Genomic DNA, 22,798 nt, shown 5'->3' with positions numbered 1-22,798 from the left:
CGTTCCTTTCAACGCTTGTGCTGTTTGGCCCCCTGAACATAGCAATTAGCTCTATATGCCGTCTACATGATTGGTGCGGTGCTTTGTTTTTGCCTGCCAGGGGAATGGAATGGTATCAAATAATAGAGGAAATGAATGAAAAATGTAGAACAATAGTAATAGATATAATTATTGGAATGGGACTACAATTTACAATTGGCCGAGCGGAGGCAGGGTGTTTCAAGATGTATTTACCTGAACCTACGGTCCAGTCAATACTGGCGGCGGTTAAAGAAAAAAAGGTCGGGCGGGACGAGTCCGTCATGATTCTTCTTGCCGAGGAACATTCCCTGGACATTTCGGAATTGATTGAAGTTTTGTCCAGCAGCGGCATAAGTTTTTTCGGCGGCGTTTTCCCTGGGCTGATTTATGGCGAAAAAAGTTGCCGTAAAGGCGCGCTCGTGCTCAGTGTACCCATTGTTGAGAAACCTTTTTTGATCAGTGGATTGGAAGAAGAGAGTTTTTCTTTGCCGCAGGAATGGGAAAACATCCATGAACAGATGGAGAAAAAGTATACTGCGCTGATCATGGTGGACGGTTTAGCCGCGAACATATCACTGTTTCTCATGTCTGTTTTCAACAAGCTGGGCAATGCCGTCAATTACCTGGGCGGCGGTGCCGGTTCGCTCAGCCTCGAACAGAAGCCGTGCATATTTACGGAGGAAGGGTTTTTTTTGAATGCAGCTGTTGTGTGTTTTATCCGGTGGGAGAGCTGTTTAGGCGTGCAACACGGCTGGGAGTTGATAAAGGGTCCCCTGATTGCCACCCGCACCCAAAAGAACGTGGTTGCCGAGTTGAACTGGGAGCCGGCATTCAGCGTTTATCGCCGGGTTGTGGAAATGGACAGCAAAAAGATGTTTGCCGGCGATAATTTCTTTGAGATAGCCAAGGGATATCCTTTCGGCATCTTAAAAGAGGGTGCGGAAAATATTGTGCGTGATCCCATCGCTGTAAACGAACGGGGAGAACTGGTTTGTGTCGGCGAGGTACCTGAGAATACTGTTCTTGGCATCTTGAAAGGCAGCGGTGATTCGCTGCTGAACGCAGCGGTCAAGGCCGCTACGGAATGTATACCCGCCATGGGCAAGGATATAAAAATGCCTTTTGTTATTGACTGCATTTCCAGGGTCCTGTTCCTGGAGGAGGCTTTTGACAAAGAGGTTGGCGCGGTAAAAGAAGTGCTGAAAAAGCTGTTAAAGAACCAGCCTTTGCAGGGGATTCTTTCTTTGGGCGAAATATCTTCCTCCGGTGAAGGGTTTCTGGAATTTTTCAATAAAACCATAGTTGTGGGTGTCTTGTATGAGTGAAAACAGCATAGATTTTACAAAGGGTATTAGAGATATGTCGATCCTCTACGAGTTGTCTCTGTCCATCGGCAGGTCACTTGATCTTGTCGAAAACTGCGACAACTTTTTAAAAACACTGATGGCTCGCTTTAATCTGGGATTTGTTTCCCTGTGGATTAAAAACAAGCACCTGCCCGGGGAAAAAGATGATGGCTTCGCGACTCTTGTTTATGCGGTTCCTGACTGCTATACCAAGGAAAGAAAAACAATGTCGCTGGAGAATTTTCTTTTTAAAAATGTGAATAAGAAGGGCTATCTCATCCTGAACAATAAGCAAAATGCGGTTATTAGGACGGCGAAGCACAGGGAGGTGGAGAGCGGTTCCTGTATAGTTTTTGCTCTTGGTGATTTGGGAATTTTGAAATTGTATTCCAAAAGAGAGGATTACGGTTTTGATGATATTTTCATTAATCAGCTAAGAAACGTTTTGGAAAAATTCGTCATATCAATAGAAGGGAGTCTTGCTTATAAAAAACTTCACCTGGAAATGTGCGAGCGCGAGCGAGCGGAAGAAGAGCTGCGCACAGCCCGGGACGAGCTGGAAAGAAAAGTGCTAGAACGGACGTGGGATTTGGAAAGAGCAAACCGGGAGTTGCAGCAGGAGATAACAGAGCGCAGGCAGTTGGAGGAGAAGTTAAAATTTCTCAGCCTTCATGATTCGCTAACGGGTTTGCACAACCGTACTTTTTTTCAACAAAAAATAAAGCAAATTAATCAAAAAGAGGAAAGAATAGGGATATTTGTTTGTGATGTGGACGGGCTCAAGCTTATCAATGACTCTCTTGGGCATGACAGCGGGGACAAGCTGCTCCGGGCAGCCGCCAGGGTGCTGAAAGGCGCTTTCCGGGAGAACGGCGTTATAGCCCGTATTGGAGGAGACGAGTTTGCCGTGCTTCTCAAAAATGTGACGGATGCACAGATGGAAGAAGGATACCGCAGGATCAGGGAAGGCATCGTCAAACACAATGAGGCCAGATCAGGCCTGCCGCTCAGCGTTTCGGTGGGATTTGCCGTCAGGGATGACAGCGCAACCAGCATTACGGATCTTTACAGGGAAGCTGATAATAATATGTACCGTGAAAAGCTGCACAGACGGCTTAGCAACCGCAACACGATAGTTCAGGCGCTTATGAGCGCGCTGGAGGCGAGAGATTTTATCACGGAAGGGTACACGGAGAGAGTGGAGAAGCTTGCCCTGGATATGGCTTCAGCCATAGGGCTATCCGAAAAGAACATTTCGGATTTGCGCCTGCTGGCCCGCTTTCACGATATTGGCAAGGTTGGGATACCCGATAGCATTCTATTAAAAAAATCACCCCTTACTCCCAACGAAATTAAAAAGATGCAGAGACACAGCGAAATAGGTTACCGGATTGCCCAGTCGTCGCCCGACTTAGCGGCTATAGCCGATTGGATACTGAAACACCACGAGTGGTGGAATGGCGGCGGGTATCCCCTTGGGCTGAAAGGGATGGAGATCCCTTTGGAATGCCGTATTCTGGCGATTGTTGACGCCTATGAAGCCATGACCAGCGACCGGCTTTACCGGAAAGCTATGTCTCACGAGGAAGCCGTAAACGAATTAAAGCGCTGCGCAGGGACACAGTTTGACCCCTTTTTGGTGGAAAGGTTTATCCGGATTTTTTCGCAAGAAGAGGTCAAAAATGCTTAAAAATGGCGTATGGTGCAATGCAGGGAGGCTTATGGAGAATTTAGGTTTTCGTTTTTGTCAATTTCAAGTAGCCCCAAGTGATCAAAACAAACCAGAAGGAGAAAGTGATCAAAGGCAGGATAAGCCTGTTGTAATGATAGATCATTAGCCCGAGGTTTACGAGCAGGTTCCCGAATAAGATGCTGTATCCTATGGCGGAGATTACATAAATATATATAAATGGCCTTTCCTTTGGCATGAAATAGAAATATAGTATGAAATAGATCGTCCAGGAGATGGGAGCGAAGAAGGGTATGCCCATAAGACCGAAAGGTTCGTAATTAACATACTCGAACAGGCCGAAAACTTTTCCGGAAATAATTACAAAAACATCGCCTATTGCCCCAAAAAGGATTCCGTAAATGGAAAGCCGGTGAATATCTTTTCTGGGCACAACAGCCACGAGAATCAGGGCAAAAATTAAAGTATAGATTAAAGGGATAAAAGGTATAAATTGTTTGGGCATTATAATCACCGGTATAAATAATGTTTAGATTTATGATAACCAGTTTGTATTAAAATATTTACTGAAAGGATTTGGCCTTAGCCGGCTGGCCTTCCATTACCTGGCCGGCGCCAGAAACGATAACCTGATCGCCTCTTGACAGTCCTTCCAGGATGGTTATATCATTCTCGCCGCTTAACCCGGTGAGAACGGGAACAAGCTTAGCCCTGCCGTCCTTCAAAACGAATACATACTGCCGGCCGTCTCTTTCCAGCAGTGCGTTTTTTGATATCGCCAGTATTGGCCGGCTGGTTTCCACGACTATATTGGCATAAGCAGTCATACCAGCTTTCAAGAGCAGCTGGGTATTGGCAACGCTTATTTCGATGGGGAAAAACTGGCCGGCAGGAACGGAAACGGTTTTAACCTGCAACCGGGCCGCCGGTTTAACAAGCAGGAACGAAACCAGCACGACAATGAGCAAGGCGGCGATCAGCATGGCAGACTTATAAAATTTACTCGTTTTCATAAATAGTTGCACATCCTTACCTTATGTGAATTCTAACCGTGACGTTCATTCCCAGCTTGGCATTAAGCTTGGGAAGTTCCGGGAAGCGGATTTTTACCGGAATCAACTGGGTCACCTTCCGTCGAAACATACTAATATGAGTTATAGCCAAAGTACAAGGCTATTAAACCAGCCCCGGTCAGGATTGCCAGAATGACCAGGGCCATTATCTTTTTCCTGCCCATTTTGCTCCTCCTTTTGTCTTATTCAATTACAGTTTCCCTGGCACGAGCCTTATCATGGCCTTTCTTCAGTATCAAGGCCGGGGAAAAGGCAAGCAGCGCAAATGCGGAAGTAATGATGAACAGGTCATTCATCGACTGGACAAAAGACATCTGGCAAATTTTTTTCCAATAATTGATAAGGTTATGTTATTCAGCGGCACGCTTTCCGGACCTGAACCGGCAAGGCTTTCCGAAAGCTCCAACAGCTGGCCGTAAACCAGCGGGTTTGAGGCGGAGATTGCCCAGTTTAGATTGGCAGTGTGGAGCGCCATTCGGCCGGTCATAATACCGGTCAGCACGGCTATTCCAAATGAGCCGGATACCCTGGCAATGATATTGTTTACAGCTGAGGCGCGTCCTACCTTTTCCGTCGGGATTTCGGACATCAGCGAGGCCTGCGTGGGCATCATCGTCAAACCCATTCCCATGGAACGCAATACATTCCAAAAGATAATGGTGCTCAATGGTGTGTTGAGGTCCACCTTTGAAAAAAGGAAGGTGCTGAGCGCAAGCAGTAGGATACCTGTCAGTACCGGCAGCCTGGGGCCGATTCTATCGTATAGGGCGCCGCTTATGGGCATCATTACTGCGGATGCCAGGGCGGGCGGGAGCATCAGCATTCCGGACTGCAGGGCGCCTAAACCACGTACGCTTTGCAAAAATACCGGAATGTAAAAAAGCGCTCCAAACATGCCGAAGGTCAAAACAACCAGGACCGCGTTGCCGACAGTGTAAACCGGGCTGGTAAAAATGCGTAAATCGAGTAAAGGTTCGGGAGTATGCAGTTCGTGGTAAATGAAGAGGACGAAGGACACAAGGCTGAAATAAAACAAGCAAACGATTGGTTCAGAGGTCCAGCCCCAGGATGGTCCTTCGGATAAAGCGAATAGAAGGCAAAACATACCCGATGCGGAAGTAAGGGCACCCCACAGGTCGAATTTGCCCGGGTTTATACCTTTAAATTCAGGTATCACCAGGTATGCCAGGAATAAACCGATGACGCCGACCGGTATATTAATGGTAAAAATCCAGCGCCAGTTGACATACTCCACAAGATAACCTCCCAGAGTAGGTCCAATGGAGGGTGCCACTACAAAAACCATGCCGAAGGCTCCCATGGCTTTCCCTATTTTATCGCGTGGAGCAATTGCGTAAAATATCATAACACTGCCAGCCGATTTGTTAATGTAGAAAAAAGGTAAAAATAAATAGAAATGCCTACGTGTTTTCTTTAAAATAAAAACTCGCAAGCATTTTTAATAAACATATTGACTGCTGTCGAACAAATAAAGATGTATTAGCGGGTATTAACGGTTTCGCATAGGCTTTTGGGCACTTCTTTACGCTGCTGGTGGTTTTTTTGCCGGAAGACGCCCATTACTCCCAAAACCACCAAGGCCGCTCCAATAAGTGTCCAGGTGGTAACGGGTTCATCCAGGAAATACCAACCGAGGAAAAGAGCAATAACCGGATTAACATAAGCGTAAGTCATCGCAATATGGATTGGCAATAGACGCAGGCTGGAGATATAAGAAGTAAAAGAGAGAACCGAACCGAAAAGCACCAGGTAAGACCAGGCCATCAACGCTTCCGTGGTGGGATGAGGGATGGGTTCACCGAGTACCAGGGCTGCCAGCAGAAAGCCAAAAAAAGCGCACAGGTGTTGATAGGCAGAAGATGCTGTGGCGGATAGTTCCAGCGGGTGACGCGATTGAAGAACGGAGCCGATAGCCCACATAACGGGAGCGCAGCAGAGAGCCAAACTGGAGTAAAATTCGAGGGAAACGCCTTTAAGCATGGAAGGGGCTGCCAGGATGCCCAGTCCTCCAAAGCCCAATAATAGAGCGCCCATTAAGCGAAGAGAGGGAAGACGGTGAGCAATCACAGCATTAATGACGGCTGCGGCAATGGGTGCGGATGAGACCATAAGGGCGGTAAAACTGGAGTCGGCCACCTGTTCGGCCCAAATGACAAGGCCGTTTCCTCCAAGCCAGAGAAAAATGCCGGATGCGGCTAGCCGGGATAGTTCGGCTGCGGTAGGAATGATCCTTTGCTTTTTCCAATAGGCTAACCCCAGGAGGATCAGGCCGGCAATTAACATTCTCGATGCTCCCAGAGCAAAAGGCGTAAAGCCGCTGCCTGGCCTCACGGCTATTCGAATAGCCAGGTATGTACTGCTCCAGACAAGGTATACAACCAGAAGATTCATCAATCCTGGCACGGATAGCGACTGGCCAGAAATTTTTATTGTTGGACGCATAATACATTTTCTCCTTCATCATAAACACGATTACCGCTCTTGTAAATTGGAAGAGTATTACTCACTGAACCAATGAGAATATCTTAACACATTTTAACTCCTTTTCAAGGACCAAAAGAAGAAAATACTAACAGTGTTTACGGTATATGAATTTTTTTAAGAGGCAGGAATTATTACTGCAATGGCGAATTAGGACGTAAGCGGCAGAAAATATAGGACCAATAGACTAAAATTAAATATAATTATATAATAAAAAAACGCAGTTAGGAGACTACTTATTCATGAAACGTTTAGCATTTCTTATCATGGCCATTATTTTTATTTATTTATCAACAGTTTATAACAAAAGATTTGACTTAACGGGATTAATTGCAGTAAGGTGGTTTTATTTATTGTGTTTATTGCTAATTATATATATTGTTTTTGATTATTTTTATGAAAAAAATCATGTTCGAGAGAAAGATGTTTTGCTCAAAAACCTATTTTCAAATGTGCCTTGCTTTCTAGTTGCCGTATCGCCGAGATTTGATATTCTAATGATAAATGAAAAAGCAGGAAGGCTGGTAGGGGCAAAACCTTCTAAATTAATCGGGAAAAAGTGTTATGAAGTTTTTGGGTCAGAATACATATGTTCGGATTGTCTTGTAAAAAAAACATTTCAAACTCGAGAAATCCATAAAGGAAACAAAAAGATAAGCGTTTCAAAAGAAATGGAACTTTATGTTGAGCAAACGGCCATACCAATATTTGATAACAAAGGATCAATAAAATACGCGCTGGAAATTACACTGGATATGACAATGAAGATGGAGCTAGAAAAGGAAAAACATGATACATATTTACAAACAGTAATTTCGATGTCAAAACTTATTGAGAGTCGTGATAATTACACGGGTTCCCACAGCATGCGTGTTTGTAATATTGCTACAACAATCGGCCGAAAAATGAATCTATCAAGTGAAGTTATTCGAGACATTTCCATTTCAGCTATATTGCATGATATCGGAAAGATCGGTATCCCGGAAGCAATATTGCAAAAACCTGGCAAGCTCTCGGATGATGAATTTGAAATAATTAAGATGCACCCGGTGATAGGATATAATGCTCTGAAAAATATTAAATTCCTTTCAAATGTGGCGGAATATATTCTTTATCACCATGAAAGATATGACGGCAAAGGTTATCCATACGGCAAACAGGGTAATGAAATACCCTTGGCGTCGAGAATCTTGTGTGTTGCCGACGTATACGAGGCTTTAATTTCAGAAAGAGTTTATCGCCAGGCTGTAACGCATAAAGAAGCAATTGATATTATTTATAAGGAGAAAGGTAAAATGTTCGATCCGTTGATAGTTGATGTTTTTGTCGGCATTATTAAAGACAACCAAAAGGCAATTGAGGAAACTGCCACCGAAAGTATTTTTTTAGATGTTGAAATCCGATCGTAAGTTTTTAAGGCATAATTGTCAATTTACTGGGAAATAAATAATAATAGGAGTTAAAATTTCCCTGCATAAGCGAGAAAGCATGCGTCCGGATAAGATATTATAAGCTAGTTTGCGATAATCATGATTAATTTAGCACCCCACGGCATTTTTCAAATTTTTATCCCTTGAATGCAGTACTGCGCGGTAAATATAATGCAATTAGATATTAGCACTCACTACGATAGAGTGCTAACAAAACCAACGGGAGGTGAATACTGATGAATGTTAAACCACTTGCTGACAGGATTTTAGTTGAGCCCCTGGAAAAAGACACTGTCAGTCCTGGCGGGGTCATTATCCCGGATACGGCAAAGGAAAAACCCCAGGAAGGAAAAGTCCTGGCTGTTGGACCGGGAGCGGTTAACGACAAGGGCCAGCGTATTCCCATGGAGATTAAAACGGGAGATCGTGTAATTTTCTCCACATATGCCGGCACAGAAATCAAGCTGGACGGGAAAAAGTATTATATAATGAAAGAAAGCGAGGTCCTGGCCGTCCTTATTTAACCACTTTGATGATTTAGAGTATCTTGCTATACGGTGAAATGAAAGGAGGAACAAATCGATGGCGAAAGCTTTGATTTATTCGGAAGAGGCCCGGAGGGCTTTTGAAAAGGGCGTGGACACACTGGCCAATGCCGTGAAAGTTACATTGGGGCCCAAAGGACGTAATGTGGTGCTTGCTAAAAAGTTCGGTTCCCCGACAGTAACAAATGATGGTGTAACCATTGCCAAGGAAATCGAGCTCGAGGATCCCAATGAAAACATGGGAGCCCAGCTGGTGAAAGAAGTAGCCAGCAAGACCAATGACGTTGCCGGCGACGGAACCACCACAGCGGTGGTGCTCGCCCAGGCAATTATTAAGGAAGGACTGAAAAACGTTGCAGCAGGAGCCAACCCGGTTTTTCTTAAAAAAGGAATTGAAACGGCTGTAAACGCTCTTGTGGATGAGCTTCACCGCATAAGCAAACCAGTGGAAAACAGGTCTCAAATTTCCCAGGTAGCCACCATTTCCGCCAATGACCCTGAAATCGGCAGCATTATTGCCGATGCCATGGAAAAAGTGGGCCGCGAAGGGGTCATCACCGTGGAAGAGGGCAAGACCATGGGTATCAATCTGAAAGTTGTGGAAGGAATGCAGTTTGACAGGGGCTATATTTCTCCGTATATGGTGACCAGCACCGAGCGGATGGAAGCTGTCCTGGAAGAATCATACATCCTTATCTGTGATAAAAAGATCAGCAACATCAGGGAGCTCCTGCCAATTTTAGAGGAAGTGATCCGGGAAGGCAAGCCGCTTTTGATTATTGCCGAAGACATGGAAGGAGAAGCCCTGGCCACAGTTGTCGTGAACAAGCTGCGCGGCACCTTAAAGTGCGTCGCGGTGAAAGCTCCGGGTTTCGGTGACCGCCGCAAAGCCATGCTTGCCGATATTGCCGTTCTCACCGGCGGGCAGGTGATTTCCGAAGAAGTTGGCTACAAGCTGGAGAACGTGAAACTGGCTCAACTCGGCAAGGCCAGGATGGTCAAAGTAGAGAAGGAAAACACCACAATCATCGACGGAGCTGGCGATCCGGATGCTATCAAAGGAAGGATAGCCCAAATCCGCAAAGAAAAAGAAGAGACAAAATCCGACTATGACCGCGAGAAGCTGGAAGAACGACTGGCTAAATTGTCGGGCGGAGTCGCTGTGCTGGAAGTTGGGGCTGCCACTGAAACTGAAGCCAAAGAGAAAAAAATGCGCGTGGAGGATGCACTTAACTCCACCCGCGCGGCCGTAGCTGAAGGTATCTTGCCGGGCGGCGGCGCTGCTCTGTTAATGGCTTCCAAAGCACTTGACAGCCTTAATCTGCAGGGGGACGAGACCCTGGGCGTCCAGATCGTAAAGAGGGCCCTGGAGGAACCTTTGCGTCTAATCGCTTCCAATGCCGGGATGGAAGGCTCAGTGGTGGTGGAGAAGGTGAAAGGCCTTCCCGGTGGACATGGTTTCGATGCCGCTACCGGCGAATATGTTAACTTGATGGAAAAGGGTATTGTGGACCCGACCAAAGTTACCCGCAGCGCGCTGCAAAACGCAGCAAGCATCGCGGCTTTACTCCTGACCACCGATGTCATGATCACGGATATACCCAAAAAAGAAAACATGCCGCCTATGCCGCCCATGGATTATTAAGGCAACTAAAAGCCTGAGGCTGCCGTTCAGCGCATTGCCTCAGGCTTTTTTTGTTCAACTTTGGCGGTCATTGCTACGCAGATATGGTTATGAAAAGGGAGGTTGTTTTTGTGAAACACTACCGCAAAGAACTGTGGTTTGAAACAAAAAAAAGGCGGGAATTCCTGAATATCACGCCCCTGGTTGAAAAATGCTTGAAGGAAAGCGGTATCCGGGAAGGCCTGCTGCTCTGCAACGCCATGCATATCACGGCCAGCGTTTTTATAAACGATGATGAAACCGGCCTTCACCAGGATTTCGAGGAATGGCTGGAGAAGCTGGCTCCGGAAAAACCTCATTCCCAGTACCGCCACAACGGGTATGAAGACAATGCCGATGCGCACCTCAAACGTTCGGTCATGGGCCGGGAGGTCGTGGTGGCTGTAACAGGCGGGCGGCTTGATTTCGGCCCCTGGGAGCAAATTTTTTACGGGGAATTTGACGGTAGGCGGAGGAAAAGGGTCCTGGTAAAAATAATTGGGGAGTAATTATTTCGAGAAACCTCGTCAGCCTTGTTTTTATACTAAAAAGATAGAACTTGTAACCATACGCCGTACGAAACTGCTGAGGTATTGATGCAGCAGTTTTGTTTTGGCCGTTTTCAGTGAAGCTGTAATATACTCTATAGCCAGGAATTGCTTCCCATTTCATTATACAAACCTCAACATGAAAAAAAGCCTTGCGCGTTTTCCTAATCGAAAACCCACAAAGCTTGATAATACAAGGAATTTGGTGCGGAAGGCGGGACTTGAACCCGCACGCCTTTCGACACACGCCCCTCAAACGTGCCTGTCTGCCAATTCCAGCACTTCCGCTCCTTTGTTAGAAAATCGAGCAAGTTATATATTAACACGGGCAATAGTTTATGTCAAGGCGCAGTTCCGCGGTTTGTGTTCCGCGGTTCCGGAAAGAAGCGAGGAAGGTCAAACAACAACAGGTGAGGCGGCGAGGATATTTTCCGGGATGTCCTTGAATTTCTTGAAATTATTGATAAAGCGGGCGGCAAGTTCACGGGCCTTTGCATCGTATTCGGATGGCTGGGGCCAGGTGTGTTTAGGTGTGAGGATTTGTTCGGGCACGCCGGGGCAGACCTGCGGCACTTCGAAACCAAAAACCGGGTCCTTCCGGTAAGGGACGCTATCAAGAACCCCTTCCAGCGCGGCCTTAACAATAGCCCGTGTGTGAGCTATTCTGAAACGCTGGCCGACCCCGTAAGGACCGCCGGTCCAGCCGGTGTTGACCAAGAATACCCTTGTTTTGTGCTCGGCGAGTTTTTTACCGAGGAGATTGGCATAAACTACAGGGGAGAGAGGAAGGAAAGGAGCCCCGAAACATTCGGAAAAGGTTGCCTGTGGTTCCTCAATCCCCCGTTCGGTTCCCGCCAGTTTGCTTGTGTAACCGGAGAGAAAATGGTACATGGCCTGTTCCCTGTTAAGCCGGGCAATTGGCGGTAAAATACCGAAAGCGTCGGCGGTAAGGAAAAAAATTGTCTGCGGATGACCGGCTATTCCCGGGATAACGGGGTCCGGGATGTATTCAATGGGGTATCCTGCCCGTGTGTTTTCAGTGATTACCCTGGAGCTGTAATCGGCTGTGCGGGATGTTTCGTCAACAACAACGTTTTCCAGTACCGTTCCGAAGCGAATGGCATTCCAAATTTGCGGTTCGTCGGCGGCGTTTAAACCGATGCACTTGGCATAGCAGCCGCCTTCAATATTAAAAATGCCATGCCTGGACCAGGCGTGTTCATCGTCCCCGATCAGCCGTCTGCCGGGGTCGGCGGAAAGGGAGGTTTTTCCCGTGCCGGAGAGGCCGAAAAACAGGGCGACGTCTTCGTTATTTCCAATATTGGCCGAACAGTGCATGGAAAGGATATTCATTTTAGGCAGGATGTAATTGATGAGGGTAAACACGGATTTTTTAATTTCACCTGCATAAGAAGTGGCAGCAATAATTATGATTTTTTCTTGAAGGTTGAAGCAGATAACCGCTTCGGAATTGGTGCCGTGTACGGCAGGGTCTGTTTTGAAACCGGGAGCGCAAATTATGTGGTAATCGGCCCGGAAAGAGGCCTGTTCGCTGGCGGAAGGGCGGATAAGGAGCTGGCGGATGAAAAGATTTTGCCAGGCCAGTTCATTGATAACACGTATGCGAAGCCGGCAGCGGGGGTCGGAACCCGCAAACCCATCAAAGACAAAAAGCTCTTTGTTTTCAAGGTAGGAAACAACATCCTGATAGAGTTTTCGGAAACAATGTTCCGGCAGGGGCTGGTTGACAGGGCCCCAGTTGATTTCGCTAATGCTGGTTGGTTCTTCCACAAAAAATTTGTCTCCTGGTGAGCGACCTGTGTATTTTCCAGTGTTTACGCTGAGAGCTCCGGTATCCGTAAGTTTCCCTTCTTTGCATGCCAAGGAAAGTTCGATAAGCCTGGGCACCGGCAGGTTGAAATTAACACGGTCTTTTATCCGTATTAGTTTTTCTACAGACATTGTTATCCCTCCAACTAAAAGGTTTGTCATGGAAATCATATTCATAATTTTACATCAAAAAAACTAAAAACTGAATCAAAAAACCTGAAAAGCTTACAAAATTCCTTTTGCATAAAGGATTTTTTCCCTAATAGTTTGCAAAAAGTGACAATATATAGTAATATATTTAGTGAGTGTTCCTTAATCATACACTAGATATGGAATGCAGAACGGTGGAGGGAGTTATGCTGAGCCGAAATATGCAGGAGCAGTTATTAAGGAATTTTCTGCAGGAAATAATGAAAAAGTGCGACTCCGGCACTTGGGAACACAGCATTCGAGTCGGAAAACTGTGCGAGCTCATTGCCCTAGAACTGGGTTTTAAAAAACCGGAGGTTTCTTATGTTGCTTTATCCGGCCTGCTGCACGACGTCGGAAAGGTGTTCATGCCGGAGATGATTAATTATCCGGGAAAACTTGCCGAAAAGGAACGTTATATGATTTGTTACCATCCCCAGCTGGGAACAAGGTTTATTAATATTAACTGGTCTGATCTGCCTGCACAGGTTTTCGAAGGGATCAGCCTCCACCACGAGAGGCTCAACGGTTCGGGGTACCCATATAACTTGAAGGGTGACGAGATATCTATCCCTGCCAGGATTGTGGCTGTTGCCGACGTGTTTGACGCCATGAGCACGCAGCGTCCTTATCGTCCTCCCTTGAAAATGCAGGATATTATCAAGGAACTGTACAGGCCTGGTTACGACCATGAGGTTGTTTTGGCTCTCATGAGGATACTTCGCAGGCAGTCCAGGCTGTAAACCGGAACAAATGAACCGGACGATCAGCAGCTCATAATTGTGAAGAGCTGTTTTTATTTTGTTCCCGCCTTTCAATTGCCTTGTTTTATGTAACTAGAAAGGTTTATTCCGCATAATCTGGTATTAAGAATTGATTTAACTTCTTTGAACATCGAAAGGAGATGGCGGGAGTTGAGAAAAGGCAGGGTCAGAAGGGCATTCCCCGGCAACAACACATCGGAGGGGTTTTTTTCATTTTTTGAACACATTATAGGACCGGAAGCAAAAAGAGTGTTCATTATTAAAGGAGGTCCGGGAACAGGGAAGTCCACGTTTATGAAAAATACCGGCTTGGACTTGGTGGACAGGGGCTATGATGTGGAGTTCTTTTATTGCTCCTCAGATAATGATTCACTGGACGCCATTGCGGTGCCAGCCGTAGGTGCGGCAATTATCGATGGGACGGCGCCGCACAGGGTCGTGTCTACCCAAGAAACAGTGGACAAGCCTTCGAGGTAGTGGTTTTTAAATGAGGTTTGCGGCCTTTTTCTCATGCCGCTCAACACGAGCGGCATGAGAACTTGCTGGCATATCGGGTACTATTTCGATAGAAAAAGAAGCTCGAACAATGGAAAAGATGCGGGCGAAGGGAAGCCGCCTGCCCCGTGACGAGCGCTAACACCAGCTGAGAAAATGGGGAAGAAGAGATAATTGACGCTGTGAGGGGTTCGGCAGGAAAAATGGCGGTGATTGGCGAATAAAACAAAAAAAGGCAGTTGCGGCAGTATGCGTCTTTACGGTTTGAACATTTAAAAACCCGCTGTTTCGTAAAACTTTCGGTTTATCCTGAGGCTGTTCTTTTTGAAATATTTCTCGGACGCTTCCAATCCGTCCTTTAACATGAAGGAGTGGGGCGGGGAGCGACAACAGGAGGATAAGCGCTGGAAATACGGCGTGCCGCCGCCACTAGTAAAGCATGCAACCTTTGTGGAGGAAAGTTTAACATGGAAAACGGCCAACTGACCTGGATCACCAATTTCATTTGGGGCATCGCCGACGACGTGTTGCGCGACCTCTACGTGCGCGGCAAGTACCGCGATGTCATTCTCCCGATGACCGTAATCCGCCGACTAGATGCGGTATTGGAGCCCACCAAGCAGTCCGTGATCAACATGAAAGCTTCGCTCGACAAAGCGGGGATCGTACACCAAGACGCTGCTCTGCGACAGGCCGCTGGTCAAGCCTTCTACAACACCTCTCCCTTCACGCTACGCGACTTCAAGGCGCGTGCCAGCCGCCAGCAACTCGAGGCGGATTTTCGCGCCTACCTCGATGGCTTCTCGCCCAACGTGCAGGAGATCATCGACAACTTTGAGTTCCGCAACCAAATCCCCCGCCTGGCCAAAGCCGACGCCCTGGGCACGCTCATCGAGAAGTTCCTCGACCCGTCCATCAACCTGAGTCCTTACCCTGTGCGGGGCAGCGACGGCACCGTCCGGCTGCCCGGCCTCGATAACCACGCCATGGGCACCATTTTCGAGGAACTGGTGCGCCGATTCAACGAGGAAAACAACGAAGAAGCCGGCGAGCACTGGACCCCGCGTGACGCCGTGAGGCTGATGGCCCGCCTGATCTTCGAGCCGATCGCCGACAGGATCGAATCCGGCACGTACCTGCTCTACGACGGTGCCTGCGGCACCGGCGGGATGCTCACGGTGGCCGAGGAAACCCTGTTGCAACTGGCGAAAGAACGCGGCAAGCAGGTCTCGGTGCACCTTTTCGGCCAGGAGATCAACGCCGAGACCTACGCCATCTGCAAAGCCGACCTTTTGCTCAAGGGCGAGGGCGATGCCGCCGACAACATCGTGGGCGGACCAGAGCATTCGACCCTATCCAACGACGCCTTCCCCGGCCGCACCTTCGACTTCATGCTCTCCAATCCGCCCTACGGGAAGAGTTGGAAGAGCGACCTGGAACGCATGGGCGGCAAGGCTGGCATCAAGGACCCACGATTTGTCGTGCAGCAACGGGGCGAGGAGCTTTCGCTGATCACCCGCACCAGCGACGGGCAGATGCTGTTCCTGGTGAACATGCTCTCCAAGATGAAGCACGACACCCCGCTCGGCAGTCGCATCGCTGAGGTGCACAACGGCTCGTCGCTGTTTACGGGGGACGCCGGCCAGGGCGAGAGCAACATTCGCCGCTGGATCATCGAGAACGACTGGCTCGAGGCGATCGTCGCCCTGCCGCTCAACATGTTCTACAACACCGGCATCGCCACCTACGTCTGGGTGCTCACGAACAGGAAGCCCGAGCACCGCAAAGGCCGCGTGCAGCTCATCGATGCCACGCAGTGGTACAAGCCCCTGCGCAAGAACCTGGGCAAGAAGAACTGCGAGCTGTCCGAAGAGGACATCCGCCGCATCCTCGATACCTTCCTCAAATTCGAGGAGACCGCGCAGTCCAAGATCTTCCCCAACGCGGCCTTCGGCTACTGGAAGGTGACGGTGGAGCGCCCCCTGCGCTTGAAAGGTATCGACCCCGAGCGCGCCTACACTCCTAAGGAGATCAAAGCGCTTCGGGAAACGGCTGAACGTGCCGACGACGCACCGCCGGTCATCAATAAAATCCACAAACCCGGCACGGCGCCTGACCCGCTGCGCGGGCTGTTTGAGGTTGTCATCGGTAGCAAACCGCGCGTGGTGGAATACGAGCCTGACACGGAACTTCGCGACAGCGAGCAGATCCCGTTCCTCGAGTGCCCGGCATGCCATCAACCGGGCTACTTGCCGAGCCCGGAAGACCAGCGCAAGGCCATCGAGACCTTCCTGCGCCGCGAGGTGCTGCCCTACGCGCCGGATGCCTGGTACGACCCGGCCAGCGTCAAGGTGGGCTACGAGATCAACTTCAACCGATACTTTTACAAGCCAAAGGCCCTGCGGCCGCTGGAAGAAATCCGCGCCGACCTGCTGGCGGTGGAGAAGGAGGCTAAGGGGTTGTTGGAGAAAATCATCAGTGGGAGTCTCAATACCAAGGGACTCGAGAAGTTAATTTGGAGGACAGGCAAGTGATGGGTACTGCTCTCGGCTCAATCACCTGTTACTCCGGGAGTCACGGCAACATCTCCTGGTGTGGACGGCATGTCGACGATGCCAAGCGTTTCGCAAAATACTTGCAGGAGGTTGTGAAACCTCGGGTATATGATTCGGATTTGGGATTCGAAGCAGACTTACGGGCTCTGGCCACCACGGGCATGGCGACTGAGTTTGTCGAGCGCTTACTGCAGGTAGTTCCCGAGTTTCAAGGATGGGAGATCGGGGAAGCCTTAGCCGAGTGCATCCTCAAGACTGATTCTGAACTTGATATTCATTGGCCATGGAACACAGTTCGAGACCGGCGTACGCCGCGGGCTAGCCTGCCAGGAGCCGACCTCGTGGGCTTTAGTAAACATGACGATGTGGTGTTGCTCGTGTTCGGTGAGGTAAAAACATCATCCGATCTAAATACACCGCCAGACGTAATGAACGGCGGCAGCGGGATGGCGTGGCAGCTCGAAAAGTGCGCGGCTTTTTTGGATATCCAGCGGACGCTACTCCAGTGGCTCTGCGCCCGTTGCACGAACGAGCCCTTTCGGACTTTATATGAGCAGGCGGTCGGGCGTTTCCTCGCATCCGAGGGCAAAGAGTTGCTGATCGTCGGGGTGCTTCTTCGCGATACGACACCCAACGAGGACGACCTCCAACGCCGCGGCAAGTGGCTCTCGCAGAAACTCCTTGAGCCGACCAAAACCAAACTCTTTGCATGGTACCTGCCGGTCCCCATTTCTGATTGGTCGAAACTATTGCAGGAGGAGGGGCCATGAACGGCGGTTCGTGGATACTTGACTCGATTGGCGCTGACAAAAAGCGCGAGGTTCACAATGAAGCGACCCGCCGGCGGCTCGCATCGACTCTCGGCGTCGGCGTCCCCACGGTCGTCTCGGACAATAAGCTTCGCTTTGTTGCGAATGCCTTGGAATTGCGTGTCTTTGATCTGCTGGAATCAGATGACACGGAGGCCCTGCGTGTAGCCGCGGCTGAGGCGTTCCAGGTGGCGAGGGCACTGCCGCTTCCAGACAAGCCGCTACAGAAGGCGTCTGAGTTGGTCCGCATCGGTTGTCTGGGGGTGTTGGGCGATCGGAACCCTGATGTCCGGAGGTTGCTGTCAACATTTAATACGCAATCCATTTACCATAATTCGGCTAACTGGGGTGATCAAGTCAGCGCAACGGTGTTGGACATCTGGATCAGGCTTCTGCGCAAACAGGGTTGGGAGGATCTCGACGGCGTGCAGTCAGGCATTGCGGAGCTTCGGGCAAAGCAGCGGGAACGAGAGCCCGACTTCCTTGAGGAGGCTGAGCGCCGAAAGGACGCACGTCCTGCCTGGGAGCTGATGTCGCAGTACCACCTTGCAAAGGCAGCGGAAATCTTGGGCACCTATTTCTGCCAGGGCTCGATCGAAGGGCATTACGACGTTCGCCAGCAGCTTGAGGCTCAGTTCGATCGCGCCATCACAATGGCGGCGAAGGGCCAGTTGATGGAGCGCGAGACGTTTGCCCGCCTGCTGGCTCGCACTGCCCGGGCCATGATTGACAACAGTATTTGGACCGTCACGCGGGCAGTGAACAGTCGTGTGACAAAGTTTGTACAATCAGTCGTCTCACGCAACCGCAAACAGCCGATTTTTGAAATGCTACCACCTCAGCGGCGCACGCTTCGCGAAGAGGGCCTTTTGGGCTCCGGGCATCGCTCTGTTGTCGTCAGCCTGCCCACATCAAGTGGCAAGACGTTTATTGCAGAGTTCCGGATCCTGCAGGCACTCAACCAGTTCGATCACGAGCGGGGCTGGGTAGCCTACCTTGCGCCAACGAGAGCGCTGGTGAATCAGCTTACGATTCGCCTCCGTCGTGATTTTTCACCGCTGGACGTAATTGTTGAAAAAGTCAGCCCCGCCCTAGAGGTTGACGGAATTGAAGCGGACATGCTTACCGATAGGGACGAGGGACGACAGTTCCGCATTCTCGTTACAACGCCTGAGAAGCTCGATCTATTGGTGCGTGGAGGATGGGAGGAAAAGATTGGGCGGCCTTTGACGCTGGTTGTAGTGGACGAGGCGCATGGACTTGCGTCACAAGCCCGAGGTCTCAAGCTGGAGCTTTTGCTGGCCACTATAAACAGGGAATGCCGATACGCGCAATTTCTACTTCTCACGCCATTCATCCCCAACGCTCAGGACATTGCCCGCTGGCTGTCGCCCGACAGCAACAAGAGTATCGAGTTAGGCATCGAGTGGAGTCCGAACGACCGCGTCATCTCCATTGCTCGTCCTGTGCGAGGTGAGAAGCGACGTGGCTTCGGGATTCGGCTCGAAACACAGCACACGACCCGAAACACATTGAGCATACCTGAGACGCTGGAGCTTGGGGACGAAGGGCCCCTCGGTTTGTCTTGGTCCGATGTGTCTGGCTCGCCAGGGAAGCTTGCTGCCGCGACCGCGCAGGTTTTGCAGCGTCGTGGGACGGTGATCGTGCTCGTCAACACGCCTCGGAACAGTTGGAGTGTGGCCAATGCGTTCAAGGTCGCTGAGAACCGGTTAACGGATGCTGACCCGGACCTTACCCACATCCTGCAGTTTCTTGCTGACGAGATGGGCCAGGACTTCCCTCTCATTTCCTTGCTCGAGTTTGGTGTCGGTGTCCACCACGCCGGACTCTCCGAGGATACCCGTACACTCGTCGAGTGGCTCACCGAGCAAGGCAAGCTGAGAGTGCTCGTCGCTACGACAACGATTGCCCAGGGGGTGAACTTTCCTGTATCAGGGGTCGTGTTCGCAAGCCATCAGTATCCGTACGGCCAGGACATGCCGCCCGAGGACTTTTGGAATATCGCGGGACGAGCTGGGCGTGTGGACCAGGAAGATATCGGGAACATAGTGCTCGCCGGAAATAACGATGCCAAAACAGAGCAGCTTAGAGAGTTTATCAATCGTTCTGTTGGAGTGCTCAATTCTACACTCATTGAGATGGTGCAGCAGGTCGCCGAGAGCGGGAGCCTTCTGCAACTCCAGACGTTAGCTTCGCAGCCTGGCTGGTCATCGTTCCTGCAGTACTTGGCGCACACGTACCGTCAGATTGGAAACCATGAACGCTTCGCTGCAGAGGTGGAGCAGGTGCTGCGCGGAACCCTGGGTTTCCAGGCGTTACGCAGGAGTCACAAGGGCTGGGCGGACAAGCTGGTTCAGGGCGTCTACAACTACGCCGAACGCATCAAGGGTAAGCCGTTGAACCTCGTCGACGCGACGGGTTTCTCGTGGGAGTCGGTCGCCAACACCCTTGTCCGCCTGAACCAGGCGCGCGTGACGAGCGAGGTCTGGACCCCTGACCTGTTTACTACGCGCCGTGACGATCTCCGGCGAATGATGGGAGTCCTTCTTGAGGTCCCGGAGCTCCGCGAACAACTCAAGGAGGTGACAGGTGGACCCAAACCCGATGGCGACACGCTCGCGCGCATCATCTGCGATTGGGTGCAGGGTCGCCCGCTTACCGATATGGCGGCTGAATACTTCACAAAGGAAGGCGGTGGCACCGACCCGATTGATGCCATGACTCGGTGCTGCCAAAGCATATTCGGCCGTCTGACGCAGACTGCATCATGGGGTCTTGCCGCGTTGCAGTCGCTTACGCTTCATGGTTCGTTTGAGACCATGACGGAGGAAGAGCGGAAAGCTTTGAGAAACCTGCCGGCACGCGTGTACTACGGAGTAAACTCCGATGAAGCACTGGCCCTACGGCTACTAGGCGTTCCGCGTATGGCCGCAGCCCCGCTCGCGCGAACGCTTGGCATTAGGGGCTCCGAACCACTCAACAAAATACGGGCGAAGCTTCGCGCTGCAGATGTCAAAACGTGGCAAGAGGTACTCGGTGAGCGTGGCAAGAGCTATCATCACGTCTGGTCGATCATCGAGGGGGAATTATGATTGCAGAAAACGGCCGTGGCAAGACAACTCTCTGTGCGATACTTCGCTCCCTGCAAAGCGGCCAGCCCGAGTTCATCTCCGAGCGACAGACCCTGGGGGCAGGCAACGGATGCGCCATTTGTGCACATCCGGCTCAACAATGCCGACTACAAGTTCGACGGCAATGCTTGGACCAACTCACATCCCGACATCCTCATCTTTGACTCCGTGTTCGTGAATGAGAACGTCTACTCCGGCGACTATGTCGAGCATGAACACAAAAAGAACCTCTACCGCGTCATCGTAGGGGCGCAAGGCGTCCAGTTTGCCAGGAAGATTGAGGAGCTGGACGGGCAAATCCGAGATGTGAACGCGGATTTACGGGAGAAGAAGGAATCAATCTCCAAGCACGTGCCGCCCGGTATCGCGTTCGATAACTACCTGGGATGGCAACCTCTCGCTGATATCGAGGAGCAGATACGACAGAAGACTGAGGAGTTGAGCAACCGGCAGCGTGCCGCCGCGAAAGCCGGCGAGATTCAGGCGAAGCAGCTGTTTGTAAAGGTTCAACTCCCTTCCCTGCCGTCTGACTTCTCTGAGGTCCTGTCAAAGCAACTGACGGATATCGTCGTCGATGCCGAAAGGAAGGTACGAGAACAGATTGCCCGACACCAGATGGAGCACCAAGGCGAGTCCTGGCTGTCGCAGGGCTTGGCCTACGTCAAAGATGACCGGTGCCCCTTCTGCGGGCAAGGGGTGCAAGCCAACGATTTGATCGCGGCTTATCGCTCGCACTTCAGCGCGGCCTACAGGGGCCTCAAGCAGGAAGTCGCCCAACTGACCCAGCGGGTGAACAGTGCCATTGGTGAGGCGGCCCTTAGCTCGGTGCAGCAAGCAATCGCCGCCAACGCGGCCCTCGCGGAGTTTTGGAGGCAGTTCACTGCTGTTGACTTGCCTCATATTTCTTTCCCGGACATTCAGCAGAAGTACGCCACACTCCACGAAAAATGCCTGAAGCTCGCCACGAGAAAGCAGGAAAGCCCGACCGAGTCGGTCAAGTTGGACGCGGAATTCACTACGGCCCTCGCGGAAGTGGATGCCCTGCGAACGGCCGTCGCTAAATACAACGCGGCCGTGGACGCGGTGAATTCGCGTGTTAACGAGCAGAAGGCTGCCGCGCGCTCACAGCCCGACATCACGGCGGTTAAGAACGAACTGGTTCGACTGGAGGCACGGAAAAAGCGGTTTGAACCAGAAATCGCGGAGGCTTGTAAGGCCTATCAGGAGGCTGTGGCTCTCAAAACACGCCTTGAGCAGGAGAAGAACACGGCACGTCAGCAACTCGACCAGTATTGCCAGACCATTCTCAGCGCATACGAAAAGTCGATCAATGAGTACCTCGACCAGTTCAACGCCGGCTTCCGCATCACCAACACCCGCCATCTCTACAGAGGCGGCACACCGAGTTCACACTATCAAATCGAGATCAACAAGAAACCTTTGGACCTCGGCGACCCGCGTACTCCTGCCGGAACGCCTTGCTTCAAGACGGCTTTAAGTTCCGGCGACCGGAGCGCCTTGGCCTTGGCCTTCTTTCTGGCCGCGCTAAAACAGGATTCGGACATCGGGCGGAGAATTGTCGTCTTTGACGATCCGTTTACCAGTCTTGACCGATTCCGCCGAACCTCCACTCAGCAACTCATTCAACGGCTCTTGGATTCGGCTCAGCAGGTTGTCGTCCTTTCGCACGATCCGCTATTCCTGAAGCTGCTCTATGACGAGTGCCCTTCGGCGGCTACTAACGCCAAGACCCTCCAAATGAGCAAGGCAGGAAATGCCACGGTCATAGGGGAATGTGACATCGAAGCTGAGGTGCAAAGCTCCTATATGAAAGACTACTCGGTACTATGCGCGTTCTACCGGGAGAGGAAAGGCGACCCCCGCGCAGTTGCCAGAGCCATTAGGCCCTTCCTTGAAGGCCTGCTGAGAACCCGTTTTCCTGGACACTTTCAACCGAACGAGTGGCTTGGTGACTTCATTGCCAAAATACGAGCGGCTGATGAGACAAGCGGTCTGCAACAAGCCAAGGCCGACCTAACCGAACTTGAAGCGATAAACGACTACTCCAAGAGGTACCATCATCAGCAGAATCCGGACGACGACATAGAACCGATCAACGAGGACGAGTTGCACGGCTATGTGAAGCGGACCCTTAGGTTAGTCGGTGGAGAATAAGAATTGAAAAA

Annotated in this window: 17 protein-coding genes and 1 tRNA gene; 12 read left to right on the top strand and 6 right to left on the bottom strand. The window is 50.6% G+C overall.

The window, feature by feature from the left end:
* Window positions 1-224 precede the first annotated feature (224 nt).
* Together NUV48_10210 and NUV48_10205 are read left to right on the top strand one after the other, a co-directional pair.
* Window positions 225-1,346: an FIST C-terminal domain-containing protein gene (locus tag NUV48_10210; GenBank protein MCR4442511.1), complete on the top strand. Its 1,122-nt coding sequence runs from the start codon at window positions 225-227 to the stop codon at window positions 1,344-1,346.
* On the top strand, window positions 1,339-3,057 hold the full coding sequence (locus tag NUV48_10205) for a diguanylate cyclase (protein ID MCR4442510.1): 1,719 nt from the start codon (window positions 1,339-1,341) through the stop codon (window positions 3,055-3,057). Before NUV48_10210 ends, NUV48_10205 begins: the two co-directional genes overlap by 8 nt.
* Before the next feature lie 40 nt (window positions 3,058-3,097).
* Here NUV48_10205 and NUV48_10200 read toward each other — a convergent pair whose 3' ends face one another.
* The 4 genes from NUV48_10200 to NUV48_10185 form a co-directional block, all read right to left on the bottom strand.
* Complete coding sequence (locus NUV48_10200; GenBank protein ID MCR4442509.1) at window positions 3,098-3,562, bottom strand: hypothetical protein; 465 nt, start codon at window positions 3,560-3,562, stop codon at window positions 3,098-3,100.
* A 58-nt stretch (window positions 3,563-3,620) separates the two neighbouring features.
* A complete protein-coding gene (locus NUV48_10195; GenBank protein ID MCR4442508.1) occupies window positions 3,621-4,070 on the bottom strand; it encodes a hypothetical protein in 450 nt (149 codons plus the stop codon).
* A gap of 352 nt (window positions 4,071-4,422) precedes the next feature.
* The gene (locus NUV48_10190; GenBank protein MCR4442507.1) at window positions 4,423-5,496 is read right to left on the bottom strand and encodes a DHA2 family efflux MFS transporter permease subunit; all 1,074 of its coding nucleotides are present in this window, start codon (window positions 5,494-5,496) and stop codon (window positions 4,423-4,425) included.
* Window positions 5,497-5,630: 134 nt separating this feature from the next.
* The gene (locus tag NUV48_10185) at window positions 5,631-6,593 is read right to left on the bottom strand and encodes an EamA family transporter (GenBank protein ID MCR4442506.1); all 963 of its coding nucleotides are present in this window, start codon (window positions 6,591-6,593) and stop codon (window positions 5,631-5,633) included.
* Window positions 6,594-6,874: 281 nt separating this feature from the next.
* On the opposite strand from NUV48_10185, the gene NUV48_10180 reads away from it, so the two are divergent.
* From NUV48_10180 to NUV48_10165, 4 genes are all read left to right on the top strand, one after another.
* A complete protein-coding gene (locus NUV48_10180; protein ID MCR4442505.1) occupies window positions 6,875-8,041 on the top strand; it encodes an HD domain-containing protein in 1,167 nt (388 codons plus the stop codon).
* A 257-nt stretch (window positions 8,042-8,298) separates the two neighbouring features.
* Complete coding sequence (groES, locus tag NUV48_10175) at window positions 8,299-8,586, top strand: co-chaperone GroES (protein MCR4442504.1); 288 nt, start codon at window positions 8,299-8,301, stop codon at window positions 8,584-8,586.
* A gap of 58 nt (window positions 8,587-8,644) precedes the next feature.
* Window positions 8,645-10,252 carry a chaperonin GroEL gene (gene groL / locus NUV48_10170; protein MCR4442503.1) on the top strand — a complete coding sequence of 536 codons (1,608 nt, stop codon included), beginning with the start codon at window positions 8,645-8,647 and terminating at the stop codon, window positions 10,250-10,252.
* A gap of 110 nt (window positions 10,253-10,362) precedes the next feature.
* Window positions 10,363-10,779: a secondary thiamine-phosphate synthase enzyme YjbQ gene (locus NUV48_10165; GenBank protein MCR4442502.1), complete on the top strand. Its 417-nt coding sequence runs from the start codon at window positions 10,363-10,365 to the stop codon at window positions 10,777-10,779.
* A 242-nt stretch (window positions 10,780-11,021) separates the two neighbouring features.
* On the opposite strand, the gene NUV48_10160 is transcribed toward NUV48_10165, so the two are convergent.
* Window positions 11,022-11,106 (bottom strand) — tRNA-Leu (locus NUV48_10160).
* A 108-nt stretch (window positions 11,107-11,214) separates the two neighbouring features.
* The gene (pckA, locus tag NUV48_10155) at window positions 11,215-12,780 is read right to left on the bottom strand and encodes a phosphoenolpyruvate carboxykinase (ATP) (GenBank protein ID MCR4442501.1); all 1,566 of its coding nucleotides are present in this window, start codon (window positions 12,778-12,780) and stop codon (window positions 11,215-11,217) included.
* A 224-nt stretch (window positions 12,781-13,004) separates the two neighbouring features.
* On the opposite strand from pckA, the gene NUV48_10150 reads away from it, so the two are divergent.
* The 6 genes from NUV48_10150 to NUV48_10125 all read left to right on the top strand — a co-directional run bounded on the left by NUV48_10150 (window position 13,005) and on the right by NUV48_10125 (window position 22,787).
* A complete protein-coding gene (locus NUV48_10150) occupies window positions 13,005-13,580 on the top strand; it encodes an HD domain-containing protein (GenBank protein ID MCR4442500.1) in 576 nt (191 codons plus the stop codon).
* A 171-nt stretch (window positions 13,581-13,751) separates the two neighbouring features.
* A complete protein-coding gene (locus tag NUV48_10145; protein ID MCR4442499.1) occupies window positions 13,752-14,078 on the top strand; it encodes an ATPase in 327 nt (108 codons plus the stop codon).
* Between the two features lie 485 nt (window positions 14,079-14,563).
* A complete protein-coding gene (locus tag NUV48_10140) occupies window positions 14,564-16,630 on the top strand; it encodes a type I restriction-modification system subunit M (protein ID MCR4442498.1) in 2,067 nt (688 codons plus the stop codon).
* Window positions 16,627-17,421 (top strand): hypothetical protein, encoded by a 795-nt coding sequence (locus NUV48_10135; GenBank protein ID MCR4442497.1) that lies wholly within the window; start codon window positions 16,627-16,629, stop codon window positions 17,419-17,421. Before NUV48_10140 ends, NUV48_10135 begins: the two co-directional genes overlap by 4 nt.
* The gene (locus NUV48_10130; protein MCR4442496.1) at window positions 17,418-20,573 is read left to right on the top strand and encodes a DEAD/DEAH box helicase; all 3,156 of its coding nucleotides are present in this window, start codon (window positions 17,418-17,420) and stop codon (window positions 20,571-20,573) included. Before NUV48_10135 ends, NUV48_10130 begins: the two co-directional genes overlap by 4 nt.
* Window positions 20,574-22,787, top strand: coding sequence for an AAA family ATPase (locus tag NUV48_10125; GenBank protein MCR4442495.1), 2,214 nt, complete (start codon window positions 20,574-20,576; stop codon window positions 22,785-22,787).
* The last annotated feature ends 11 nt before the right edge of the window (window positions 22,788-22,798 follow it).

This window comes from Peptococcaceae bacterium (assembly GCA_024655825.1).
Classification (GTDB): domain Bacteria; phylum Bacillota; class Peptococcia; order DRI-13; family PHAD01; genus JANLFJ01.
Note: the sequence above shows the minus strand (reverse complement) of the source record. Positions and strands in the feature narration are given on the sequence as shown.

What these genes read in the sequence shown, in the direction of transcription:
- NUV48_10180 (MCR4442505.1), top strand. Translation starts at nt 6,875, where the DNA reads ATGAAACGTTTAGCATTTCTTATCATGGCCATTATTTTTATTTATTTA.
- NUV48_10205 (MCR4442510.1), top strand. Translation starts at nt 1,339, where the DNA reads ATGAGTGAAAACAGCATAGATTTTACAAAGGGTATTAGAGATATGTCG.
- groES (MCR4442504.1), top strand. Translation starts at nt 8,299, where the DNA reads ATGAATGTTAAACCACTTGCTGACAGGATTTTAGTTGAGCCCCTGGAA.
- NUV48_10185 (MCR4442506.1), bottom strand. Translation starts at nt 6,593, where the DNA reads ATGCGTCCAACAATAAAAATTTCTGGCCAGTCGCTATCCGTGCCAGGA.
- NUV48_10130 (MCR4442496.1), top strand. Translation starts at nt 17,418, where the DNA reads ATGAACGGCGGTTCGTGGATACTTGACTCGATTGGCGCTGACAAAAAG.
- NUV48_10195 (MCR4442508.1), bottom strand. Translation starts at nt 4,070, where the DNA reads ATGAAAACGAGTAAATTTTATAAGTCTGCCATGCTGATCGCCGCCTTG.
- NUV48_10140 (MCR4442498.1), top strand. Translation starts at nt 14,564, where the DNA reads ATGGAAAACGGCCAACTGACCTGGATCACCAATTTCATTTGGGGCATC.
- NUV48_10200 (MCR4442509.1), bottom strand. Translation starts at nt 3,562, where the DNA reads ATGCCCAAACAATTTATACCTTTTATCCCTTTAATCTATACTTTAATT.
- pckA (MCR4442501.1), bottom strand. Translation starts at nt 12,780, where the DNA reads ATGTCTGTAGAAAAACTAATACGGATAAAAGACCGTGTTAATTTCAAC.
- NUV48_10190 (MCR4442507.1), bottom strand. Translation starts at nt 5,496, where the DNA reads ATGATATTTTACGCAATTGCTCCACGCGATAAAATAGGGAAAGCCATG.
- NUV48_10150 (MCR4442500.1), top strand. Translation starts at nt 13,005, where the DNA reads ATGCTGAGCCGAAATATGCAGGAGCAGTTATTAAGGAATTTTCTGCAG.
- NUV48_10210 (MCR4442511.1), top strand. Translation starts at nt 225, where the DNA reads ATGTATTTACCTGAACCTACGGTCCAGTCAATACTGGCGGCGGTTAAA.
- groL (MCR4442503.1), top strand. Translation starts at nt 8,645, where the DNA reads ATGGCGAAAGCTTTGATTTATTCGGAAGAGGCCCGGAGGGCTTTTGAA.